The organism is Yersinia fenwicki (assembly GCF_043099325.1).
Classification (GTDB): domain Bacteria; phylum Pseudomonadota; class Gammaproteobacteria; order Enterobacterales; family Enterobacteriaceae; genus Yersinia.
Genome location: NZ_CP170755.1, coordinates 2262703 through 2287332, shown reverse-complemented (window position 1 = coordinate 2287332; position 24630 = coordinate 2262703). Strand labels below are relative to the sequence as shown.

The window sequence follows — 24630 nt, the reverse complement described above, 5'->3', positions numbered from 1 at the left end:
GGCTAATGATTTTTTATTTTTGTATTTCGATTATTTTATAGTGATAGGAACCTATCCGCATACATCACCTTTAAAGATCAGTGGGGGGGCGCTACACTGAGCTAATTGCATGATAAATGCTGAAATTGAGGATGTTGTCGTGGATGCAGACGAAGGAAAAGCACTTCAAGTTTCTGATGCGGTCTATTCTTATCAACTCGATGGTAAAGGGGGCGTAACATCAATCAGCCCCGATGCTGTTGCTACAGCAGATCAGCCATGTTGGCTACATCTGGATTACACTCATCCTGACAGCGCCGCTTGGCTGCAGAATACCTCGTTACTGCCTGAAGTTGTCCGGGATGGGCTGGCGGGTGAAAGTGTCCGTCCCAAAGTGACCCGCTTGGGTGACGGCACGATGATCACTCTCAGAGGGATTAACTTCAATAATGATGCCCGCCCTGACCAGCTAGTCACTATCCGGGTCTACATGACAGATAAACTGATAGTCTCAACCCGACATCGTAAAATTTACTCGATTGATGATGTACTCAACGATTTACAAAGCGGCACTGGCCCAACCAACAGTGGTAATTGGCTGGTGGATATTGCCGATGGTCTGACCGACCATACCAGTGAGTTTATCGAGGACTTGCACGATAAGATTATCGATCTCGAAGATGATTTATTGGAGCAAAAAATCCCCGCGCGTGGGCAGATGGCACTGTTACGTAAACAGTTGATTGTACTACGGCGGTATATGGCACCGCAGCGAGATGTTTTCTCTCGGTTAGCCAGTGAGCGCTTGCCGTGGATGAATGATGATGATCGGCGTCGCATGCAGGAAATCTCCGAGCGGCTGGGGCGGGGGTTAGAAGATTTAGATTCCAGTATTGCGCGAACTGCGGTGCTGTCCGATGAAATTAGTTCATTAATGGCTGATGCGATGAACCGGCGCACTTATACCATGTCACTGTTGGCTATGGTATTTTTGCCCACCACCTTTTTAACCGGGCTGTTTGGTGTCAACCTTGGTGGCATTCCTGGGAATACCTATTCTTTTGGTTTTGCGACATTTTGTATGATGTTGGTGGTGTTGGTGCTTGGTGTTGCATGGTGGTTAAAGCACAGTAAATGGCTCTAATTAGTTATTCGTGAGCGAATAAGAGAGTGTGCCAGGTCGCATGCTAATCACTGCAAAATTGAGCGATATCAAGAATTGAGAGTGATGACTCAGGCATTATCACTTTGCAGGTGAATGCAACGTCAAGCGATGGGCGTTGCGCTCCATATTTGTAATACTTTTATTTTTGAATTACTGCATAGCACATAATTGTTACGATGCCGATGTTGTCTCAACATCGGCATTTTTTTGTTTTTTAGGAAAAAAACTGGGTAGGGTAGAAATAGGGCATTGCCCCTGCACCTGAACGGCGAGAAGCAACACCCGATACTTGCTTATTTGATTTCCAGTACGTCGAGGCGAACCAGCGGTTGTGTCTCGCCATCCTCAACATCTTCTGGCTGCCAGCCCACCGGTTGTAGTGGTAACTCTTCACGATCAAAAGCCAAATCACCACCATCAACAATTTCACTATTGTGAGTGATATTTTTGAAATCAAACAATTTGTGATCATTTAAATGTGATGGCACCACATTTTGCATGGCGCTGAACATGGTTTCGATCCGCCCGGGATACTGTTTATCCCAATCACGAAGCATATCTTTGATCACTTGGCGTTGCAGGTTAGGCTGCGAGCCGCATAAATTACAAGGAATAATCGGGTACTCTCTGGCAACAGCGAAACGCTCAATGTCTTTTTCGCGACAGTATGCCAGTGGGCGAATAACCACGTGTTTGCCATCATCGCTCATCAGTTTGGGTGGCATGCCTTTCAGTTTGCCGCCATAGAACATATTTAGGAATAGCGTCTGCAGAATATCATCGCGATGGTGACCAAGTGCGATTTTGGTTGCACCCAGTTCAGTCGCGGTGCGGTATAAAATCCCACGACGTAGACGCGAACAGAGTGAGCAGGTGGTTTTCCCTTCCGGAATGATCTCTTTTACAATCCCATAAGTGTTCTCTTCTACAATCTTGTATTCAACACCTTGCTTATCCAGATAGGCTGGCAGAATATCTTCTGGAAAACCTGGCTGTTTCTGATCCAGATTAACCGCAATGAGAGTGAAGTTAATTGGCGCACTTTTTTGCAGGTTCTGCAAAATATCCAACATGGTGTAGCTGTCTTTGCCCCCAGACAGGCAGACCATGACGCGATCACCTTCTTCAATCATATTAAAATCAGCAATCGCCTGGCCGACATTGCGGCGCAGGCGTTTCTGTAATTTGTTCAAATCGTATTGTTCTTTTTGGTTAATCACTTGTTTCTCTTGCATTTGTTCTTGACTCATATCCAGTTAGGGGCATGACGGACAGTGCTGCTATGACATAAGTTTATCATTCAATAAGCATATATATTAGTGTTTTAGTTTGTGAGTGAATCTTTTTTACGTCCAATCAGAGACGTGGGTTATACGAAAACATTTGAATTCACGACTGTTTTAATTATTGCACCGTCTTCAATATCCACAAAGTCAGCAACAATGATCCCCATTTTTTGTTTTTCTCTGTATTTTTTGCAAAACCAAATATTTATTCCATCTATTAAATGATGGCCGCGAGCGCCAGTATAAGGTGTTAACATTCCGGATACGCTGGTGAAATTAATATACAGATCTTGAGGGCGATTATTTTTTGCTTCTTTAAGTAAGCTCTCAATAAACTTTCGCTTGAAATTTATACTTAGCGCTGTAAAACCATCATAATTGTCTTGAATATAGATGTTAAAATTATTGTTTTTAATATCGAAGGTTGTATCATTTTTCCAATGAGAAACATCAATACCTATCTTATCGCCAGAGTAACGGCGTAAGAGCACGATTTTTCCTCTTATATCCCGAAGAGGAGGGATCTTGTTTTCTAGATAAAATATTTTACTGTGTGGCCCCACATAACTATCACGCATAATTTTACTAAAACTTTTTGTGCTACTTTCAGTGGTATGTTCCTGTTTAACTGATAACAGAATGAATTCAGAAGGATTTCTATTTAAAAAGGCAATACAAGTGTTGAGCAGGTCGCCAAACTGCTGTTTTAGAAATACAGCTCCGTGGTGCAGCGTGAATACATCATTAATAAGGCGACATCGAGCATCCAGAAACCTGATCCCATGATCAAGCTGCTCTCTTATATTCCATGATTGTGTTTGCGTAAATCCGGCACCATATACGTTGGAGCGAAATGATGCTGAATCATGTGTTCCTGGGATAGAAAGTTGGCTTAATAACTGCGTATCGTTAATTTGGGACATCCAATTTTTCATGTTCATAATATCGTCCTTGTTTATTGAGAACTGAAAATAACGCAGATGGTTATTTTAGGGATATTACAAATTTAGACGCATGTGTCATTCATATCGTCACACAACAAAAAGCCAGTCAGTGGAAAGCTGACTGGCTTTTTGGGTTGGAGTATTATATTAGAAGATTACTCTGTTGGTGTTTTTTCGGTTTTCCCTGCAAGCAAACTTAGGAAGTCATAACGTTTTTTCAGGTCTTTTTCAGCCGCAGCATACAGCTGTGCCGCAACCTCTGGCTCTTGGGTATTGAGCCGGCGGAAACGCTGCTCATTGAGCAATGTGGTGGTCAAGTCACTGCTTGGTGGGCGAGAATCCAGAGCCAAGGCCATTTTACCTTCGTCGGTACGACGTGGGTCAAAGCGATACAGTGGCCAGAAGCCGGTGGCTGTTAGTTGCTTCATTTGGTCATGGCTGTAGGCCAAATCATAACCGTGCTCTTCACAAGGGCTATAAGCAATAATCAGAGAGGGGCCAGGGTAGGCTTCCGCTTCCTGAATAGCTTTAACGGTTTGATTCAGCTGTGCACCTAGCGAAATCTGCGCGACATAGACATGGCCATACATCATCATGCTAACGCCCAAATCTTTACGTGCTTTACGTTTGCCATGCTCGCCAAACTTGGTTACCGCGCCCAGTGGCGTGGCTTTGGATTGCTGACCACCGGTATTGGAATAGCATTGGGTATCCAATACCAGCACATTGACGTTTTCCGTCAGGCTGAGCACATGGTCCAAGCCACCGAAGCCAATATCATAGGCCCAACCGTCACCACCAATCAGCCAGATGGATTTGTCCACCAGATAATCTGCATCGGTTGCCAATTGTTGTGCGTCATTACCCGGAATATCTTTTAACAGCTGGCGTAGTTGCGTGACCTGCTCACGGCGAACTTCGGGTGCCGCCTCCTCATTCAGGAGTTGGTTGACCAACTCCTGCGGCAATTGCGCTGCCAATTGATTGATCAAACGGGCAACCCGTTGGCGATGTTGGTCAACAGTCAGGCGGAAGCCCAAGCCAAACTCGGCGTTATCTTCAAACAGTGAGTTAGCCCAAGCGGGGCCACGGCCATCAGCATTGGTGGTATAAGGCGTGGTCGGTAGGTTACCACCATAAATTGAAGAGCAACCGGTAGCATTGGCAATTAACAGACGATCGCCATACAACTGGGTGAGCAATTTAATGTATGGGGTTTCACCACAACCTGAACAAGCACCGGAATACTCAAACAGCGGCGAAATCAACTGTGAGGTACGGATATCGATACGCTCCATTTGTGTTTTATCGATTTCCGGCAATTTGAGGAAGAAATCATAGTGAGCTTTTTCTTCCACCAGATGTTCCAGCCGCGGTTTCATATTGATGGCTTTGATTTCTGGGTTCTGCCGGTCTTTCGCCGGGCAGACTTCATAACAAAGATTACACCCAGTGCAGTCTTCTGGTGCAACTTGCAAGACATACTTCTGTCCACGCATATCGCGGGCTTTCACATCCAGTGATTGTAAGCTGTCTGGTGCGCCTGACATGGCATCCGGCTGAACTACTTTGGCGCGAATTGCCGAGTGCGGGCAAGCAGCAACACAGTGGTTACACTGGGTACAGAGATCAGGCTGCCAGATAGGAATATCTTCAGCAATATTACGTTTTTCCCACTGCGTGGTGCCCACCGGCCAAGTGCCATCAGGTGGGAAGGCCGAAACGGGCAGAGCATCCCCCAAACCGGCGAGCATGGTGGCAGTCACAGTTTTAACGAAATCAGGCGCTTGATCCGAGACAATCGGTGGGCGCATCGGGCTATTTTCATCAATCGGTTGCAGTGGGATTTCGACCAATGCATCGAGGGTGGCATCCAGTGCCTGCCAGTTACGAGTAACAATTTCCGGCCCTTTATTACTGTAGCTACGGTCAATGGCCGCCCGTAATTGCTCTTGCGCCATAGCCGTTGGCAATATTTGCGTCAGATGGAAGAATGCCATCTGCATCACGGTATTGATACGCGCACCCAGTTTGCATTCGCGGGCAATTTTTGCCGCATTAATCACAAACAGACGGGCATTGCGCTGATGCAGTACCGCCTGAACTTCTTGTGGCAGACGTTGCCACATTTCGTCGGCGCTGAACGGGGTATTAATCAGGAAGATACCGCCTGGTTTAAGGCGCTCCGCCATTTGGTAGGTATCAATAAACTGTAACTGATGGCAGCCGACAAAATCGGCCTGACTGACCAGATAAGCTGAATTGATAGGGGTTTCACTGACACGTAAGTGAGAGACGGTCAGGCCACCGGCCTTTTTCGAGTCGTAAACAAAATAACCTTGGGCATACAGCGAGGTACTGTTGCCGATAATCTTAATGTTATTTTTTGTCGCAGATACCGAACCATCACTGCCGAGGCCGTAGAACAGGGCCTCCAATGTGGCGCGCTGTTCGATTTTCTCATCGGTGAGTGATAAGGATAGACCCGTCACGTCATCAAAAATCCCTACGGTAAAGCGCGGGCGAGGTAAATCAAGCGATAATTCTTTGAACACCGCCAGCGCACAATCTGGGCCAAATTCTTTGGAAGATAACCCATAGCGGCCGCCAATCACTTTCGGTAATGTAGCGCGTTCACCACGGCTATAGGCTTCAGCCAGCGCTGTCATAACATCAAGATAAAGTGGCTCGGCCAGTGCCCCGGGCTCTTTGGTACGATCCAGCACCGCAATTTTGCTGACAGATTGCGGCAAAACACTGAGCAGATGTTCAGCAGAGAAGGGGCGGAATAAGCGCACTTTCAGTACGCCTACTTTTTCCCCGCGGGTTAGCAGGCTATCAATCACTTCTTCACAGGTACCAATCGCTGACCCCATCAGAATGATAACGCGCTCCGCCTGTGGGTGGCCGTAATACTCAAATGGCTTATATTCACGTCCCGTCGCTTCAGCAAAGGCCTGCATTGCATCGGCAACATGTTGATACGTATTGTTATACCAAGGGTTAGTGGCTTCACGCGACTGGAAATAGGTATCCGGGTTAGCGGAGGTACCCCGTACTACCGGATGATCCGGTGAAAGCGCCCGACTGCGGTGGCCGTCTATGCCTTTCTGCGGCAGCAATTGGCGCAGCGTGTCATCACTGAGCGGTACAATTTTATTGATTTCGTGTGAGGTGCGAAAACCATCAAAGAAATGAATAAATGGAATGCGACTATTGAGAGTTGCTACTTGGGAAATTAGAGCGAAATCTTGCGCTTCCTGTACACTGCTGGCACACAGCATGGCACAACCCGTTTGTCGCACAGCCATGACATCTGAGTGATCACCAAAAATAGACAGAGCATGGGTCGCAATAGTACGCGCCGCCACATGCAGAACAAAAGGTGTCAGCTCGCCAGCCAGTTTGTACAGGGTCGGGATCATTAACAGCAATCCCTGCGAGGAAGTAAACGAGGTAGATAATGCGCCAGTTTGCAGTGCGCCATGCACCGTCGCAATGGCCCCGCCTTCAGACTGCATTTCAACCACGCGGGGAACATCACCCCAGATATTGACTTTACCATCACCAGACCAGGCATCAGCCTGTTCTGCCATGGTGGAGCTTGGCGTAATAGGGTAGATGGCAATAACTTCACTGGCACGATAGGCCACAGAAGCTACTGCACTGTTACCGTCAGTAGTAATCATTAATTTATACCTTCACATTGCAAGTCATGCAGAGAACAAAAGAAGTGCGGGGGTGTCTCTGACTATTTGAACTAATAATGAAATTCTAGCAGAGAGTATTTTTGCTCGTTATCGCTTTTGTGTGGCGGCGGCCGACAGGTTGTGTCGTGAATAAGACGAATTGCGGGTTTAGGCTTATATTGTGGCTTTCAGATAATAATTATTACAATTAGAAAACTATTGATAACAGCGATTAGTTATTGTTTGCCACTTCGGCGAACAATAATTGCGCGAGCATTGAGTTTGTTTGTGAAACAATGGTGAAGTGTAAATAGATTTAATGACCATTTAATCTTCAATAGGCATAATGTCGACCCAATACTGAATTGAGAGGCTGATAATGAGTGGTTTCATGTATTTAATGATGGCAATTGTTGCCGAGGTGGTAGCCACCACAATGCTAAAAGCCTCTGATGGCTTTACCCGCTTAATGCCCTCTATTGTGGTGGTAATTGGTTATGGCATTGCTTTTTGGGGATTATCACAGGTAGTAAAAACCATGCCATTGGGTATTGCTTATGCTATCTGGTCAGGATTGGGGATTGTGTTGGTGTCCGTCGCTGCCACTTTTATGTACCAGCAGAAATTAGACTGGGCGGCCATTGCTGGCATGACATTGATTATTGCCGGTGTGTTAGTCATTAACCTGCTGTCGAAGACACCGATGCATTAGTCATATGCCCGTTATACCGCCGGCTGTATAGCATTTAGCTGCTTTCCGCGTTATCGCCACAGGATACGATAACGCGGAAGGAGATCACTATGTTTTTATACTCGTCATACAATACTTGCAGTACAACTATTTAATGTCCAACTGGTGTATTCCCTCGACGGCCAATAATGATTCATAAACCTGATCCAAGTTTTTTCTGGGTGGCAAGGTGACTTCCATCGTAAGCTCACATTCATGTTCACCTTTCTCAGGTTTGTGAGTAACCGACAAATTAATAGGATGTAATTTTAATTTTTGCATCGCAATCAGAATACGTGGCACGCTGTCCGCGAGTAGCTTAATAGAAACAAAATGGTGTTGACCAATAATCCGGTTACTTAACTGGCGGAAGATCTCCAGCACAACTAATGTCACCACCGTACCGTAAATCCCAATTTCATATAGACCACTACCAATCACCAGACCAATAGCGGCGGTGACCCACATCCCGGCAGCGGTGGTAAGCCCTTTGACCATCTGTTTTTGAATCATGATGGTACCGGCACCAAGGAAGCCCATGCCACTGACGACCTGTGCCGCAACACGGCTGGGGTCAAAACTGACGTGTTCTAATGTCAGTAAATCTTCAAAACCATATTTTGAAACAATCATAAACATGGCACTACCAATACCCACCAGGATATGAGTTCTTAACCCAGCATCTTTAGCACGCAACTGACGTTCCAGCCCAATCAACCCTCCCAATGCACCCGCCAAAGTAATTCGTAGTAGTAAATCAGTGATCATAATTATTCCTGTCGTATTTTGTCCAAGCTGTAGGTGTTTGATTCTTTGCCATGATTAATATAGTTTGCTTATTTTTTGCCAAACCTTAGCGCCAGAATAGCGCGGTAACTCGATTGCCAGTTTTGATCTGAGCTAAATTTAATTAATGTATTTATGCTTATTTCTGTTGCGTTTTAATTATAACAGTTATTATATAAAACAATTATACCGCTATATATTTCTCATGCCGGAGCAAAAGAATGAAATTATTATCCTGGTTTGTGGGCGGAGCCGTATTATTTTTAGCCGCCTGTAGCAGCAATAATCCAACAGATACCGCATCCACCTCTCGATTTTTAAACAATAATGATACTGCTGAGCCAGTACAACAAGCCACTAGTGCCAATGTTCATAATCTCAATATGGCGAATCCTGCGGCCGTCAATTGTACTAATGCGGGCGGTGTATTGACCATTGCCAAGCAACTTAATGGTGGAAGCGTAGGCATGTGTCAATTGCCGGATGGGAAACGCTGTGAAGAATGGGCATTAATGCGCGGCGCTTGTCCGGTTCGCTGATACCCGTCATCTTGCAAACTGCATGTACGTTGGCTGTTCTCAATATGTGGCCCATCCATGGGCCCCGCCTCTACGAGGCCGCTGCTTGCCGCCTTCCTGCCACTCGAATTATTTAGGGTATATTAGACCGAAACAATATTCGGACAAGGTTCGCCCTTTTTCAGTTGCGCAATATTCTGCATGGTGGTGTTAGAAATGCTGGTCAGCGCTTCTTCTGTCAGGAATGCCTGATGCCCAGTAAACAGCACATTATGGCAAGAAGACAGACGGCGGAAGACATCATCCTGAATCACGTCATTAGATTTGTCTTCAAAGAATAAATCGCGTTCATTTTCATACACATCCATGCCAAGCGAACCGATTTTCTGTTGTTTCAGAGCATCGATTGCCGCTGTCGAGTCAATCAGACCACCACGACTGGTATTGATGATCATTACGCCATCTTTCATTTGTTCAAAGGATTGCTTATTGAGCAAATGGTGGTTTTCCGGCGTCATCGGACAGTGCAGTGAGATAACATCAGATTCAGCGTACAAGGTTTTGAGGTCGACATATTCAGCTCCCAAATCCAGCGCCGCCTGACTTGGGTAAGGGTCATAAGCTAACAAGCGCATACCAAAACCTTTCAAGATACGCATAGTCGCAACACCAATTTTACCGGTACCGATGATCCCCGCAGTACGGCCATGCATATTGAAACCAATCAGGCCTTCCAGCGAGAAGTTGGCATCACGGGTGCGTTGATAAGCTCGGTGAATACGGCGATTAAGGCTCATCATCATACCGACGGTATGTTCAGCGACGGCTTCAGGTGAATAGGCCGGAACGCGAACCACCGGAATCCCCAACTCTTTCGCTGCATTCAAATCCACATTATTAAAGCCGGCACAGCGTAATGCTAAAATCTCAACGCCGACTTCTTTCAATTCAGTCAGGGTTTCGCGACACGCATCATCGTTGACGAAAATACAAACCGCATCACAGCCCGCAGCCATTTTTGCGGTTTTTGGGCTTAACAGAAAATCGAAAAACTCTAATTCAAAGCCAAAATCTTTGTTGACCAATTCGAGGTATTTACGGTCATACTGTTTGGTACTGTAAACGGCTAATTTCATCATGATATCTCCGCTAAAATATTGTGATCAATCTAGCAGATTTGAATAAATCATACAATTTGCCACAATAATAAGTTAAATAAGGCGCTTGCAAGTTTCTCATGCCAATGAGGTAAGGTTTTTCTTCCCATTTTCGATGGCAGCGGTTCTGCTTATGAGTCATCAGAGCATAGTTTGTTATTATGGTATCTTGCAGTAGTTTAGTTGCAGTGATTTTAGTGGTAGAGATTAAAGTACATCGGATGTCGGGTTAGTGATTACACAAGGCAAGTCATGACTAAATGCGCAAAAACAGTGGGTTGGTTGCTATTAATCAGCGCAATTTTCTTGGTGGTTTTATGGAAAATGCTACCGCAGTGGTTACCGAAAATCGCACAATTTTGGTTGCCAGCGGGTAGCCAACTGGTTTTAACCCATCCCCCAGTTTGGCATGATGGCGCATTGCGTCTGCCACTGCTGCGCTACCGGGTACAAGATTGCACATTGGCCGATATTGACCAGTTAAGTATCGGTTTCCATCAAGGACGTTGGCAGTTAGCGGCTAATAACGTCGCCGTGGATACCGCATGTCTGAGTAAGTTACCGAGCAGCGATGAAGGTGCGCCGCAAGATTTGGCTTACTGGCAGCAGCAGCTGTCAAAGCTTGATCTAAATATCGGCAATTTGCAGATTACGCCGTGGCAGCAATACGCAGGTAAACTGACCTTAACCTCGCAAAAATTCACCCAAGAGTTGCGTTATCAAGGGCAGCAATTGAGTTTCGCTGCGACACTGGATGCGCAGCAACAACTTAGCCTAAATCAACTCTCTATTGCCGTTCCCGGCACCCCACACCCATTCGAACTGAGCGGTAAAATTAAAATCCCACTGTCGCTGGACGATTGGCCAGCGCAGGGTGCGCTCGACGGCGTATTGACGACAGGCTATCTGTCTAAACCGTTACTATTGAATTTGAGTTGGCAACAGCAAGAGGGCGTTTTAACTCTGACAGCGCGCGGTGATGACGCTCCGCTCGCGCGGTTACCTTGGCGCGTTTCCGCGAATAAAATTCAAATAGCTAACGGCCAGTGGCAATGGCCCTACCAGCTACAACCCTTGAATGGCGGCATTAATCTGACTCTCTATGACTGGGATCAGGGATTGGATCAAACCTCGATCGAGGCGCGCATTAATGTCATCACCTCGGGGAAAAGTGGTAAAGGTAATGCTGTCCTGACTCTTGGGCCAGGCAACCTAAGCATGATAAACAGTGACTTAAAATTTCAGCTCAGTGGTCAAGCTAATCTGGACAGAATGGTTTTGAATGCCACCATTCCCGGCTTACTTAGCGGTTCGATATTGAATCCGACCTGGGTACTGCATCCCGGTGCTTTGTTGCGTGCTCATGGTAATGTGACACCGGAGTTACGTATCAGAGATGCGCGCTGGCCTTTGGCGGGGGTCAAGGTGACGGCTGCTGGGGTGACAGGGCGGCTACAGGCAATTGTAGATGCACAGGACAGTTATTGGGGTGATTTTAATCTGCATTTAGATGGGCAAGCACAAGAGTTTTGGCCTGACAAAGGCCAATGGCAGTGGCGATATTGGGGTAACGGTCAGTTACCTCCTTTGGCTGCGCGTTGGGATATGGGCGGCAGGGGCAATTGGCAGGGGACGTTGATCACTGTCGATAAACTCTCAACCGGCTTCGATCGGCTGCGATATGGGGTGGTTTCAGTCGAGGCACCCCGGCTTACTTTAGCTAAGCCTCTGACCTGGCAGCGCGATAATCATCACCCCGCTTTTATTGCTGGTTTTGAACTGGGCGCCAAAAAAGTCGCGTTTAGTGACGGTGGCGGTTATCTACCTCCAGCCGTGCTTTCACTGCAACTGAATGGGCGCGAGCCGGACAGCTTTTTGTGGCAGGGTAAGTTACAGGCGCAGGCTATCGGGCCAATTGCATTGCGTGGCCGTTGGGATGGCGAGCGTTTACGGGGAGAGGGCTGGTGGCCAAAACAATCGCTGACAGTATTCCAACCGCTTATTTCAGAAGAGTTGGGCATCAGGCTGCGTGATGGTGAGCTGTATGCTCAGGCCGCTTTTTCTGCTGCTCGCCAACAAGGTTTTACTGCGGGTGGACATTGGGTTGTCAACAATGGCGGAATGTGGCTGAAAGACGGCGAACTCAGTGGGTTGGATTTTGTCATGTCTTATCGCTTTGAAAATCACCACTGGCTGTTGGGGCCGAAAGAGCCGGTTATGCTGCGTATTGCCTCAATAACTAATTTGTTTGAAATGCAGAATATCACCGCCGATTTACAGGGGACTTATCCCTATTCGGAGCAAACCCCATTGACCTTAAGTCACGTTGGCATGGATATTCTGAAAGGGCATTTAAGTTTGTCGGCTTTGCGCTTACCCCAACATGACGCGGCGGTGCTGAAATTAAAATCGATTGATTTAAGTGAATTATTTACCGTGCTCAAACCCAAGAAATTGGCTATGTCGGGCAAAGTGAACGGCGAATTACCACTTTATCTCAATAATCCACAGTGGTTGGTGCGCAATGGTTGGATAGCGAATGACGGCACAGTGACATTGCGCCTGGACCCTGATTTGGCTAATTCTATTGGTGAGAGCAATTTTGTTGCTGGCGCGGCGATTGACTGGTTGCGTTATATGGAAATTTACCAATCTTATGCCACCGTCAGTTTGGATAATCTAGGCCAATTAACGCTGCGTTCAAAGATCCATGGTGTTAATACGCAGAAAAATGCAAAACGAGAGATAGTGTTGAATTATCAGCATGAGGAAAATGTATTCCAACTCTGGCGCAGCCTGCGTTTTGGTGACAATTTACAAGAGTGGTTACAGCAAACACTTTCAATACGACCAACAGAATCTATACCGGTGAGGGCTAAGGAATGAAGATCTTAACATGGGAACCTGTGGCAATCGTGCTGGGCATTTTTATGCTGAGTGGCTGTTTGCGCCTTGAAGTAGCAACCCCGGAAAAACCGATCACGATTAATATGAATGTTAAGATTGAGCATGAAATCCAGATCAAAGTTGATAAAGATGTGGAAAATCTGCTTAAAAATCAATCTAATCTATTTTAAGGGGCCATCATGAAAAAGCTAACGTCCAGTTGGATTGGCTCATCACAACAGTTAGTTCGCGTGATAGTAGGCTGCATAATATTGAGTTGCAGTTTACTGTTTAGCTCAGGGGCCTTTGCGCTGACATTAGAGCAGGCTAAACAGCAAGGTCGGGTGGGCGAAACCCTCAGTGGTTATCTGGCTCCGGTGAAAAAGGATGCTGAAACCCTGGCGCTGGTAGAGCAAATTAACATCGCCAGAGCAGAGAAGTATCAGGAAGTGGCGCAAAAAAACCATATTTCAACCGAGGATGTCGCCAAGCTGGCGGGGCAAAAGTTGGTTAACCGCGCGGCGGCAGGGGAATATGTTCGTGGGATTAACGGCCAGTGGATGCAGCGCTGATCATCGCTATCCTGCCGCGCAATTGATAAAAACGCCCGCCAAGAGATGGGCGTTTTTTATGGTAAATAGTCCCACTTCTGCTGCAGAAAACAGCAGATTAGCGCTCAGCCTGCAAATTCGCTGCAACAGGAGGCGTATTGATGCTGTTTAGAGACTCTTTGCGGTAATAGGTATCCACATGGCCCGGTTGTTCCACTTTGACAATCAAGGTCAATACCGCTGCAATCAGGTACAACGCGGTATAAACCCACACCACGCCCACAATGTCGAAGAAAGGTAATACCAGCGATGCGATAGCCGGCGCAACAAAATTACTCAAACCGGCAGACAGGTTATAAATCGAAATCGCTGCACCTTTGTGTTCGGGCTCCAATACCGGGAAGACTGCGGTCATTGGAACAAACGCCGCCACAGTTATTCCTAGCATCACTGCCGGGATAAGTGCTGCCCAGAAGTTATGGCCAAAATGCATCGGAATATAGTAAAACGCCAGGCTGGAGATTGCGCAGCCGATGCAACCAAACCAACGCACCTGCCGCATCCAACCGATTTTTTCGCCCAAAATCCCCCACATGATGTTAGTGAAAATGGTGACAAAGAAGAATACTGCCCAGATCTGTAGCCATTCAGACATCGTGAAGCCGAGTCTGCCAACAAACAGCAGCGGCATGATCACGGCAAATCCAAACAGTGATAGTGTGTTAATGATGCGAATCAAACAGGACAAGAAAATATTCTTGTTGGTAAATAGGATGGTAACCGCCCGCGACAACTCTTTGATTTTTTCCTTATTGGACAGCGCCGCCTTTGGGCTGGCCGTACCGACATTGCGCAGCAGTATCAGGGCCATCATGCCACCGACGGCGACCCACACGATGGCCAACCACAAAGTGCCTGTTTCACCTATCATCGGAATGGTGAAGCTCGGTAAATAGCTGCCTACCACGCCAATACCGACCGAGTACATTGCCCAGAACCAGCCCATCGCCGAAGAGAGTTGCTGTTTAGGCACGTTTTGCACAATAAGCATGACAAATGAATAGATAAATAGTGGGTAGGCCAGGCCACGGATCCCATAGAATACCAGCATCAATGGGTAGCTTTTCATCCCCAGGCCAAACAGCATAAACAGGCAATGCATCACCACCCACAGGATAAAACCTATCCGCATTGCGCGTTGTGGCGTGATAATTTCAGCCACCACTCCTGAACTCCAGGCGGCAATGGCTGCCGCTAACCCATAGAGGGTAAAGACAAAGGCCGATTGCGCTGGTGAAAACCCCATATCGGTAATGTGCTTAGATAAGAAGGCCATTTCAAAGCCATCGCCGCTCATAAATATGGCAATAGCAACGTAGCCCCAGAATAAATTCATCGGCAAGCCAAGCCAATGAGTCGATTTTTCTTGCATAGTCAGTTCCTTTGGCGTTTGAGCGCCGGCTGCTTATTTGTAGGGACAGCAAATGAAAGGGCGATGTGCTCGTCCGGGCGTAGGTGTATTTTGGTTTTATCGTGTTAACGGTTGGCGAAGTTGGCGTTGCTGTTGATAGAGTCGTCGGTAGCGCTCAAGGCGGACGAATAAGGCATCTTGCCGGTTAACATCAGGGATAAAACGCTGGTCAATGTGCGGCTTGGCACACACCAGTTGTTCATCACCACCGGTCGCTAGCCAGCCTAAACGCGCTGCGCCTAAAGCACCGCCAGCCTCTCCACCGCTGTGGGTCACAATCGGCAAGCTCAGCGTGTCGGCCATCAATTGCCCCCACCAGGCACTGCGCGCACCGCCACCAATCAGTGACGATTGGCTCAGCTGAGTACCCGCTTCTTGCAATACCGCCAAACCATCAGCAATGCCAAAAGTGACACCTTCCAGCACCGCATAACCCAATGCCGCGCGATCAGTAGCATGTGTCATGCCGTGAAAAGCGCCGGTTGCCAGCGGATCGTTATGGGGGGTACGTTCGCCGGAAAGATACGGTAGGAAAAGAGGGGCCAGCCGTTGTTCAGCCCGACTGAGTTGAGCCACTTCGGATAACAATGTTGTTTCATTGGTACCCAGCAGTTGGCATAACCAGCGCAGCGCACTGGCAGCGGTGAGCATCACGCTCATTTGGTGCCAACGATGCGGCAAGGCATGGCAAAAAGCATGTACCGCCGATTGTGGGTTAGGGCGGTAGCAATCATTAACCGCGAACAACACGCCGGATGTGCCCAAAGAGATAAATCCATCACCGGGATTAATAGCGCCAATCCCAACGGCACTGGCGGCATTGTCGCCACCGCCACCGGCAATCACTACCTTATCGGACAAACCCCATTCGCGGGCGATATCCGTTTTCAGATAACCGCTGGGCTGATTACCCTCAATCAGCCGTGGCATCATATCCCGCGATAATCCACAAGCTGCCAGCAGGGAGTCTGACCAATCCCGTTTTGCTACATCCAGCCACAGTGTTCCGGCGGAGTCGGACATATCGCTGACCTTATCGCCACTCATCATCCAGCGCAGATAGTCTTTCGGCAGTAGCACGGTAGCGAGTTGTGAGAAGATCTCTGGCTCATGGCGAGCCACCCACAGTAGTTTTGGCGCAGTGAAACCCGGCATTGCCAAATTCCCAGCTATCTGATGCAACTGCGGAGCATTGCGCGTCAGCTCCTCGCACTCGTCGGCACAGCGCGCGTCATTCCACAGAATCGCTGGGCGCAAAATGTGGTCTTCGCGGTTAAGCAACACTGCACCGTGCATTTGGCCTGATAGGCCGATGGCGAGGATCTCGCCCCAGCGTTGCGGTATTTTATGACGCAGGCGGCCAATCACACGTTGCGTCGCCTGCCACCAGTCAGTCGGATTTTGTTCTGACCACAGCGGATGCGGGCGTTGTACGGTAAGCGGCTCACCTTCGCTTGCTAAGATCTGCCCATGATCATCAATCACCACGGCTTTAATTTCTGATGTGCCTAAATCAAGTCCAAGATACATAGCCATTCCTTGTCGCTGATTAACGGTTAGCCATTACCCAGGCATTAACCCGGTCAATGGATTGTCGTAATAACTGTTCAAACTGGCTGTCACTGGCCAATGCGCCAAACAATTTGTTATCGCGGGCAAACAGACCCACAGGGTCAGCCGACTGGAACATGGCATGCACGGCAGAGGCATCTAACATGCCATCTTGGTATTCATATGGCAGGGTGTCTTGGTGCCAACTCTCCATAAAGACAAAGAATAAGGCCGGCAGCATGGCGGTGGCGGCGGGTGTGCAACCTCGTTGGTAGCACTCCATCAATGTCGGTGTAATAAAACCTGGGATTTTAGAGAAACCATCGGCGGCGACGCGCTGATTGGTGTCGCGAATAAACGAGTTACTGAAGCGATCTAACACCACATCACGATAATTCGCTAAATCCAACGGGCTAGGTGATAGAGACGGGATGACATCTTGGGTCACATAGTCATAGGCCATCTGGCGAATAGCGTCTGTTTGAGTACTTTCGTGAATGTAACTCTGGCCTATCAAAGTACCAGCCCAGGCGATACAACTGTGGCTGGCATTGAGGATACGAATCTTTGCTTCTTCATATGGCAGCACCGATTCGACCATTTCTACTCCCACATTTTCCAACGCGGGTCGCCCGGCAATAAAGTCATCTTCAATAACCCACTGAATGAATGACTCACCCATAACAGGCGCTTGGTCGGCAAAACCAGTTTGCTGCAGCACGCGTGGGGCGATATCGTCAGATGGACGAGGCGTAATACGATCAACCATGGTATTCGGGCTGCGAGTCTCATCGGTTGCCCAGCTGAGCAAACTTTGCTGATCGCGCAGTGCCAGAAACTGCAATAGGCAGTGGCGAAAACGCTCGCCGTTATGGCGCAAATTATCGCAGTTCAGCAGAGTCACTGGGCCGCTGTGCAGTTGTTGGCGTTGCAGTAAAATCCGACTGATTGCGCCATAAATTGTCCGACAATCCCCATTAAGATCGGCCTGAATATCGGCGTTATCCTGTTGCAGATTAAACTGGTTATCCAGATAGTAGCCGCCTTCCGTCACGGTAAAGGAGATAACGCGAGTTTCCGGTTTACTACCTTGCTCAACCAGATTGTGCAGTTCTTTATCCCACGGAATGATTTTGCGTAGTGACGTGATTTTTTCATATTGGCGTTCACCGGCGGGTGTGACAGTTTCCAGCATGTATTCGCCATTCTGGGCCGCTAAAGCTGTCAGCAGAGGGGTTGCATCATCACGAATATTCGCCAGCGCAATAGACCAGCGATTATCACCCGCAGCCCGTAAACGATGCAGGTACCAGGCCTGATGAGCGCGGTGAAAAGATCCCGCACCAATATGTAGCCACACAGCAGGGGTTGAGTTCAGTTCAATATTCATCATGTTCTCCGCAATCTCAGTCGGCATTAAGATAATTCTTGGGCACAAGCCCTTTGGTTGGGCATTTGCTCTAATGGCGATAGGTTAGTGTAACTTTTGCCCTTAAGTTGGGCTTTAGCTCACATAAACGTTAGCTGAGATAAAAATCTGCCAAACAACGGCGTAAAATGTTTAACATTGCTCCTTCACCACTAGCGCGTAGAAAACCCATGCATAAGAGTGACAAAAAATTGGATCAAGCGGCCAGAGCGGCTTGGATGTATTACGTAGCGGGTCAAACACAGCACGAAATTGCTGAAGCGCTCGGGGTTTCTCGCCAGGTAGCTCAGCGATTGGTGGCCTGTGCCATAGATAACGGGCTAGTGAGTGTTAGCATCGCCCATCCGGTGGGGCGCTGTATGGCGCTGGCGGATCAACTGCAAAAACACTACGGATTACATCAATGCCAGGTAGTACCAAGCCAGGGAATGGACAATGCGGGCGTGCAACGGGCTATCGCCGTGGCGGGGGCCGAGGTGATGACGCAATTTCTGCGGCAAGAGCAACCACTGGTTATTGGTGTGGGCTCAGGACGCAGCTTAAAAGCGGCTATTGATGAACTGCCGGATTTTGAACGCCCTCAGCACAGCTGCGTTTCCCTTATTGGGGCAATAGCTGCTGATGGTTCTTGTACCCGCTATGATGTGCCGTTATGGATGGCGGAGAAAACCCAAGGCCGCTATTTTATTTTACCCGCGCCGCTTTTTGCGGATAGCGCCGCAGATCGTGACCTGTGGTGTAATCATCGGATTTACCGTACGGTGACCGAGAAGGCGGCTCAAGCTGATGTGACTTTTATTGGCATTGGTTCAATGGGTTATCATTGCCCGCTGCACAAAGATGGCTTTATTTCAGAACATGATGTGGCGCAACTGACGGCATCTCATGTGGTTGCTGAAATGTTGGGTAACTTCATCGATATTGATGGACAGCAAGTGAGCTATAAGCTGGATCAGCGTTTAACCAGTGCCAGCCTGCGTATTCTGCCAGAAAAACCGGTCATTGCTATTGCGGGTGGTGTAGAGAAACATCAAGCTATCAAAGCCGCTCTTAGTGGGCATTGGGTGAATGGTTTGGTGACGGATGAAGAGAGCGCCATCGCGCTGCTGGCATAGTAGCAGACAGTAGCAGACGATAAAAAAACGCGCCCAAGGGCGCGTAATGATTCAATAACACTACTGGGTAAAACGAGGGTAATACAAGGTCATTCAGTCATGTATCAACAGAGACACCTGCCGATGCATGAAAGTCATTCATTAAGCGCTAACAACCTGAGTCAGTAACTCTTTGGCATCAGCTTGCGCTTTGGTCGCTACTTCAGGACCATAAGCAATACCTTCTGCGAACACGAACTCGACATCGGTAATCCCGATAAAGCCGAGGAACAGACGCAGGTAAGGCACAACCAGATCCGTTGGTGTGTCTTTATGGATACCACCACGGCTGGTCAGAATAATGGCACGTTTACCGGTAATCAGGCCTTCAGGCCCTTTTTCGGTGTAACGGAAAGTCACGCCAGCACGAGCAATCAGGTCAAAGTAGTTCTTCAACTGAGTGGGGATATTAAAGTTGTACATTGGCGCCGCCATAACTATCACGTCATTCGCCTGCAACTCAGCAATCAATTCATCAGACAGCGCCAGTGCTTCTTGTTGACGCGGTGTCAGTTCGGCATCGGAAGGGCGTAACGCGCCCACTAATTCGCCATCTAATACCGGAATCGGCTGAGCTGCCAGATCACGTACGGTGATTTCATCGCCAGCGTGAGCCGCTTTCCATTGTTCAACAAAAAAGTCAGCCAATTGGTTAGATTGTGAATAGGTTGCCAGAATGCTTGATTTCAGAACCAGAACTTTGCTCATCGTAATTCCTTAACAGGTAACAGAGACTCAGGCGGTACGCCCTTTCAATGAGATACACTTTATTCAACTTTTTCTATCAGTGATAGCGCAATATTTTGCGTTCTTTGTTCGATTTTATTGAATGATGAGAATTAGATAGCTCAGTATCCGCCGGTTACAGCAGCAACCCTGGCTGTGTTACCCTATATGGCAAGGGTTTATACCCGTCATACTTCAAGCTGCATGTGCGTTGGCTGCTCTTGTTCACCCGAATCACTTACCTGAGTAAGTTCATCGGGATTCACTCAATTGCCGCCTTCCCGCAACTCGAATTATTTTGGGTATATATAATTAAAAACTATGGATTACTCGTAGAGGATTAGTCACTCGAAAATTGATATCAATTAATAAAAAAAACAATGGCTAATCAAATTCATAGTATGAAATCATTGAGCTGATACCTTGAGTCTCAGCCGCATCGCAACAAGGAATATTGAACGTGAAATCTTCGCTCGCAGCATTATCCTCCCAACTCGGTGAGTTGATGCTCCGTGACCAACAGCGCATGCGGCGTCGGCTGCAAGGCGCACGAAAAATCCATAATCCCGAGGCCGTAGAGGCGATTACCGGCGAAATCGAAGCTGAGATTGCTACTGCAATGCAGCGGGTTAACAGCCGTCGGGCGGCGTGTCCGGCTATCTCGTATCCTGAGAATTTGCCGGTCAGTCAAAAGAAACAAGATATCTATAATGCTATTCGCGATAATCAGGTAGTTATTGTTGCCGGTGAAACCGGTTCCGGTAAAACCACACAATTACCGAAAATCTGCCTGGAGTTGGGGCGTGGTGTCAAAGGGCTCATTGGTCATACCCAACCGCGCCGCCTTGCCGCTCGTACAGTGGCAAATCGCATAGCTGACGAGCTAGACACCGCACTTGGCAGTTGCGTCGGTTATAAAGTGCGATTTAATGATCAAGTGGGTGAAAACACCCTCGTTAAGCTGATGACTGACGGTATTTTACTGGCTGAAATTCAGCAAGATCGCCTGCTAATGCAATATGACACCTTGATTATTGATGAGGCACATGAGCGCAGCCTGAACATTGATTTCATCTTGGGGTATTTGCGGGAGTTACTGCCAAAGCGCCCTGATCTGAAAGTTATTATTACCTCGGCGACCATTGATCCGCAGCGCTTTTCCAGCCATTTTAATAATGCACCCATTATCGAAGTCTCTGGCCGTACCTATCCGGTTGAAGTGCGCTATCGGCCTATCGTGGATGATGCCGATGATGTTGAGCGTGATCAGTTACAGGCTATTTTTGATGCGGTAGATGAATTGGGGCGCGAAAGTCCCGGCGATATCCTGATTTTTATGAGTGGCGAGCGGGAAATTCGTGATACTGCGGACGCGCTGATGAAGCAGAATTTGCCTCATACCGAAGTGCTGCCGCTGTATGCTCGCTTATCCAACAGTGAGCAGAATAGGGTGTTTCAGTCTCATCATGGGCGGCGTATTGTGCTGGCGACTAACGTGGCAGAAACTTCACTCACCGTGCCGGGCATTAAGTATGTCATCGATCCCGGAACTGCACGGATTAGCCGCTACAGTTTCCGTACCAAAGTTCAGCGCTTGCCGATTGAGCCGGTTTCTCAAGCCTCGGCTAATCAGCGTAAAGGCCGCTGTGGCCGTGTCTCTGACGGTATTTGTATCCGTCTTTATTCCGAGCAAGACTTTCTTTCACGTCCTGAATTCACTGATCCGGAAATTCTGCGTACCAATTTGGCCTCCGTTATCCTACAAATGACCTCATTAGGGTTAGGGGATATCGCAGCCTTCCCATTTGTGGAAGCGCCGGACAAGCGCAACATTCAAGATGGTGTACGGCTGCTGGAGGAACTTGGGGCTATCCAGACTGCCAGTAACGGCCATCAACAATTAACACCGCTAGGTCGTCAATTGGCCCAATTACCCGTTGATCCCCGTTTGGCTCGAATGGTGTTGGAAGCCCAGAAAAGTGGCAGTGTGCGGGAATTGATGATCATCACCTCGGCATTGTCTATCCAGGATCCGCGTGAACGTCCGATGGATAAACAACAGGCCTCCGATGAAAAGCATCGACGTTTCGCCGATAAAGACTCTGATTTCCTTGCATTTGTTAATCTATGGGATTACCTGAAAGAGCAGCAAAAAGAACTATCATCGGCGCAATTCCGTAAATTATGCCGTAGCGATTTCCTGAGCTATTTACGGGTGCGCGAATGGCAGGATATCTATACCCAACTGCGTCAGGTGGTGAAAGAGCTGGGCATCCCGGTCAATAGCGTTGCCGCAGACTATCGCAGTGTTCATACCGCCATTCTAACCGGCCTACTATCGCATATTGGTCAGAAAGACGTTGAAAAGCAAGAGTATACAGGTGCGCGCAATGCTCGTTTTGCTATTTTCCCAGGCTCCGGTTTATTCAAAAAACCTCCAAAGTGGTGTATGGTCGCCGAATTGGTCGAAACCAGCCGCTTATGGGGGCGCATTGCGGCTCGTATTGAACCGGAATGGATCGAACCCTTAGCACAGCACTTGGTTAAACATCACTATAGCGACCCGCATTGGGAGAAAGCGCAAGGGGCGGTGATGGCCAGTGAGAAAGTGACCTTATTCGGGTTGCCAATCGTCACTGAGCGTAAGATCAACTATGGGCCAATTGATCCGCCGCTGTGTCGCGAGTTGTTTATCCGTCACGGCTTGGTTGAGGGTGATTGGCAGACACGGCATGCTTTCTTCCGCGCCAATTTAAAACTATTGGCTGAAGTTGAAGAATTGGAGCACAAGTCTCGCCGACGCGACATTCTGGTTGATGACGAGACATTGTTTAACTTCTATGACCAGCGTATTAGCCGTGATGTTATTTCTGCACGTCATTTTGATAGCTGGTGGAAGAAAACCAGCCAGACACAACCGGAGTTGCTCAACTTTGAAAAAACCATGCTTATCAAGGATGGCGCGAACAAAGTTAACCCGCTTGATTACCCGAACTTTTGGTATCAAGGGTCACTTAAACTACGACTTTCTTATCAATTTGAGCCCGGTACCGATGCTGATGGGGTCACTGTCCATATCCCGCTTCCTATCCTCAATCAGGTTCAGGAAGAGGGGTTTGACTGGCAGATTCCGGGGATCCGCCGTGAGTTAGTGGTGGCGCTAATCAAGTCTTTACCTAAGCCGGTTCGACGCAACTTTGTACCTGCTCCTAACTATGCCGAGGCATTCTTAGCGCGGGTAACCCCGTTGGAAACCAGTCTGCTGGATGCATTAGAGCGCGAGTTACGTCGCATGACGGGGGTGACAGTGTCACGCGAGAGTTGGCAGTGGGAGCAAGTCCCCGACCACCTAAAAATGACGTTTCGTGTGCTGGATGATAAAAATCGAACTTTACGTGAGGGGAAAGACCTTGCCGCCTTGAAGCTCCAACTCCAGGAGAAAGTACAAGAAACGCTTTCAGCGGTTGCCGATGACGGTATTGAGCAAAATAACTTACATATCTGGAGTTTCGGCTCACTTCCCGTGTGCTACGAGCAACGCCGGGGAGGATACGAAGTTAAAGCATACCCGGCATTGGTTGATGAGAAAGACAGTGTCGCGATTCGCTTATTTGATACTGAAGCCCAACAACAACAGGCCATGTGGCAGGGGACACGCCGTTTATTGCTGCTTAATATTCCTTCTCCGATTAAGTATTTACATGAAAAGTTGCCGAACAAATCCAAACTCGGTCTCTATTTCAATACTTATGGCAAAGTGATGGATCTAATTGATGATTGCATTGCTTGTGGAGTGGATAAACTCGTCGCGCAATATGGTGGGCCGGTATGGCAAGAGGCCGATTTTGCTCAGCTTCAAGAAAAAGTTCGGGCCGAATTAAACGATACTGTTGTGGATATTGCCAAACAAGTTGAACAGATCCTGACTACCGTATTCAGCATAAATAAACGTTTAAAAGGCCGGGTTGATATCTCGCAAGCATTAGCACTTTCCGATATCAAAGCACAGCTTAGCGGCCTGATTTACCGAGGTTTTGTCACGAATAATGGTTGGAAACGTTTACCGGATACATTGCGCTATCTGCACGCCATTGAGCGACGGATGGAGAAGTTAGCTGTAGATCCTCATCGTGATCGTGCCCAAATGCAACGGGTGGAACATGTACAGCAGATGTGGCAGCAATGGCTCAACAAGTTACCGCCTAAACGTCAACAAGATGAAGATGTTAAAGAAGTTCGTTGGATGATTGAAGAGCTGCGAGTGAGTTTATTTGCACAACAATTGGGAACACCGTATCCCATTTCAGATAAGCGTATTTTACAGACTATCGAACAACTCTCTGCCTGATGGCTAATCAATACGACTCCGCGCCTGAAATAATGGCTCAGGCGCGGAATGTTTCAACCGCCAGACTCCACTTCGCCGCAGCATTTATATAATTTAAATCCTCTCTTTTTTGTCTCAACTATGTAATCGATGAAACCTACTGATTTTCATGCGAAGCCACTCGAAAACTATCAATTAACACTCCTATTGTGCTGCAACGTTATTGCCTCAGCCCTTTAACTAAGGCTATATCTGCCTTGGCATTCAGGCAGCTTACTCAA

At 47.9% G+C, this 24630-nt stretch carries 17 protein-coding genes; 8 read left to right on the top strand and 9 right to left on the bottom strand.

From position 1 onward, the window contains the following. Positions 1–139 precede the first annotated feature (139 nt). The gene (gene zntB / locus ACF3VQ_RS10510; RefSeq protein WP_392435533.1) at positions 140–1123 is read left to right on the top strand and encodes a zinc transporter ZntB; all 984 of its coding nucleotides are present in this window, start codon (positions 140–142) and stop codon (positions 1121–1123) included. Positions 1124–1437: 314 nt separating this feature from the next. On the opposite strand, the gene ttcA is transcribed toward zntB, so the two are convergent. From ttcA to nifJ, 3 genes are all read right to left on the bottom strand, one after another. Next, the gene (gene ttcA / locus ACF3VQ_RS10505) at positions 1438–2379 is read right to left on the bottom strand and encodes a tRNA 2-thiocytidine(32) synthetase TtcA (RefSeq protein ID WP_392435531.1); all 942 of its coding nucleotides are present in this window, start codon (positions 2377–2379) and stop codon (positions 1438–1440) included. Positions 2380–2513: 134 nt separating this feature from the next. After that, positions 2514–3371: a phosphatidylinositol-specific phospholipase C gene (locus tag ACF3VQ_RS10500; RefSeq protein ID WP_392435284.1), complete on the bottom strand. Its 858-nt coding sequence runs from the start codon at positions 3369–3371 to the stop codon at positions 2514–2516. Between the two features lie 158 nt (positions 3372–3529). After that, positions 3530–7063 carry a pyruvate:ferredoxin (flavodoxin) oxidoreductase gene (gene nifJ / locus ACF3VQ_RS10495; protein WP_392435282.1) on the bottom strand — a complete coding sequence of 1178 codons (3534 nt, stop codon included), beginning with the start codon at positions 7061–7063 and terminating at the stop codon, positions 3530–3532. 379 nt (positions 7064–7442) lie between these two features. Here nifJ and ACF3VQ_RS10490 point away from each other — a divergent pair, with 379 nt between their 5' ends. Then, positions 7443–7775, top strand: a complete 333-nt coding sequence (locus ACF3VQ_RS10490) for a multidrug efflux SMR transporter (protein ID WP_025378329.1) — start codon at positions 7443–7445, stop codon at positions 7773–7775. 126 nt (positions 7776–7901) lie between these two features. On the opposite strand, the gene ACF3VQ_RS10485 is transcribed toward ACF3VQ_RS10490, so the two are convergent. Further along, positions 7902–8561 (bottom strand): MgtC/SapB family protein, encoded by a 660-nt coding sequence (locus ACF3VQ_RS10485; protein ID WP_392435279.1) that lies wholly within the window; start codon positions 8559–8561, stop codon positions 7902–7904. A 239-nt stretch (positions 8562–8800) separates the two neighbouring features. Here ACF3VQ_RS10485 and ACF3VQ_RS10480 point away from each other — a divergent pair, with 239 nt between their 5' ends. Next, entirely contained in the window at positions 8801–9118 is a 318-nt protein-coding gene (locus ACF3VQ_RS10480; protein ID WP_392435277.1) for a DUF333 domain-containing protein, read from the top strand. Between the two features lie 122 nt (positions 9119–9240). Here ACF3VQ_RS10480 and ACF3VQ_RS10475 read toward each other — a convergent pair whose 3' ends face one another. Further along, complete coding sequence (locus ACF3VQ_RS10475; protein ID WP_392435529.1) at positions 9241–10233, bottom strand: 2-hydroxyacid dehydrogenase; 993 nt, start codon at positions 10231–10233, stop codon at positions 9241–9243. A gap of 273 nt (positions 10234–10506) precedes the next feature. On the opposite strand from ACF3VQ_RS10475, the gene ACF3VQ_RS10470 reads away from it, so the two are divergent. The 3 genes from ACF3VQ_RS10470 to ACF3VQ_RS10460 are packed head-to-tail and all read left to right on the top strand — an operon-like array spanning position 10507 to position 13712. Beyond that, positions 10507–13140, top strand: coding sequence for a YdbH family protein (locus tag ACF3VQ_RS10470; protein ID WP_392435275.1), 2634 nt, complete (start codon positions 10507–10509; stop codon positions 13138–13140). Further along, the gene (locus ACF3VQ_RS10465) at positions 13137–13331 is read left to right on the top strand and encodes a YnbE family lipoprotein (RefSeq protein WP_392435274.1); all 195 of its coding nucleotides are present in this window, start codon (positions 13137–13139) and stop codon (positions 13329–13331) included. Before ACF3VQ_RS10470 ends, ACF3VQ_RS10465 begins: the two co-directional genes overlap by 4 nt. Positions 13332–13340: 9 nt before the next feature. Then, entirely contained in the window at positions 13341–13712 is a 372-nt protein-coding gene (locus ACF3VQ_RS10460; RefSeq protein ID WP_392435272.1) for a YdbL family protein, read from the top strand. Positions 13713–13809: 97 nt separating this feature from the next. On the opposite strand, the gene ACF3VQ_RS10455 is transcribed toward ACF3VQ_RS10460, so the two are convergent. The 3 genes from ACF3VQ_RS10455 to dalD all read right to left on the bottom strand — a co-directional run bounded on the left by ACF3VQ_RS10455 (position 13810) and on the right by dalD (position 18103). Next, entirely contained in the window at positions 13810–15123 is a 1314-nt protein-coding gene (locus ACF3VQ_RS10455) for an MFS transporter (RefSeq protein WP_392435270.1), read from the bottom strand. Between the two features lie 96 nt (positions 15124–15219). Next, the gene (gene xylB, locus ACF3VQ_RS10450) at positions 15220–16692 is read right to left on the bottom strand and encodes a xylulokinase (RefSeq protein WP_392435268.1); all 1473 of its coding nucleotides are present in this window, start codon (positions 16690–16692) and stop codon (positions 15220–15222) included. A gap of 19 nt (positions 16693–16711) precedes the next feature. After that, entirely contained in the window at positions 16712–18103 is a 1392-nt protein-coding gene (gene dalD, locus ACF3VQ_RS10445; protein ID WP_392435527.1) for a D-arabinitol 4-dehydrogenase, read from the bottom strand. Positions 18104–18312: 209 nt separating this feature from the next. Here dalD and ACF3VQ_RS10440 point away from each other — a divergent pair, with 209 nt between their 5' ends. After that, positions 18313–19257 (top strand): sugar-binding transcriptional regulator, encoded by a 945-nt coding sequence (locus ACF3VQ_RS10440; RefSeq protein ID WP_392435266.1) that lies wholly within the window; start codon positions 18313–18315, stop codon positions 19255–19257. Positions 19258–19398: 141 nt separating this feature from the next. Here the strand turns inward: ACF3VQ_RS10440 and azoR are convergent, their stop codons facing one another. Beyond that, positions 19399–20004 (bottom strand): FMN-dependent NADH-azoreductase, encoded by a 606-nt coding sequence (gene azoR, locus ACF3VQ_RS10435; protein WP_019083088.1) that lies wholly within the window; start codon positions 20002–20004, stop codon positions 19399–19401. 478 nt (positions 20005–20482) lie between these two features. Here azoR and hrpA point away from each other — a divergent pair, with 478 nt between their 5' ends. Next, positions 20483–24370, top strand: coding sequence for an ATP-dependent RNA helicase HrpA (gene hrpA / locus ACF3VQ_RS10430; protein WP_392435264.1), 3888 nt, complete (start codon positions 20483–20485; stop codon positions 24368–24370). The last annotated feature ends 260 nt before the right edge of the window (positions 24371–24630 follow it).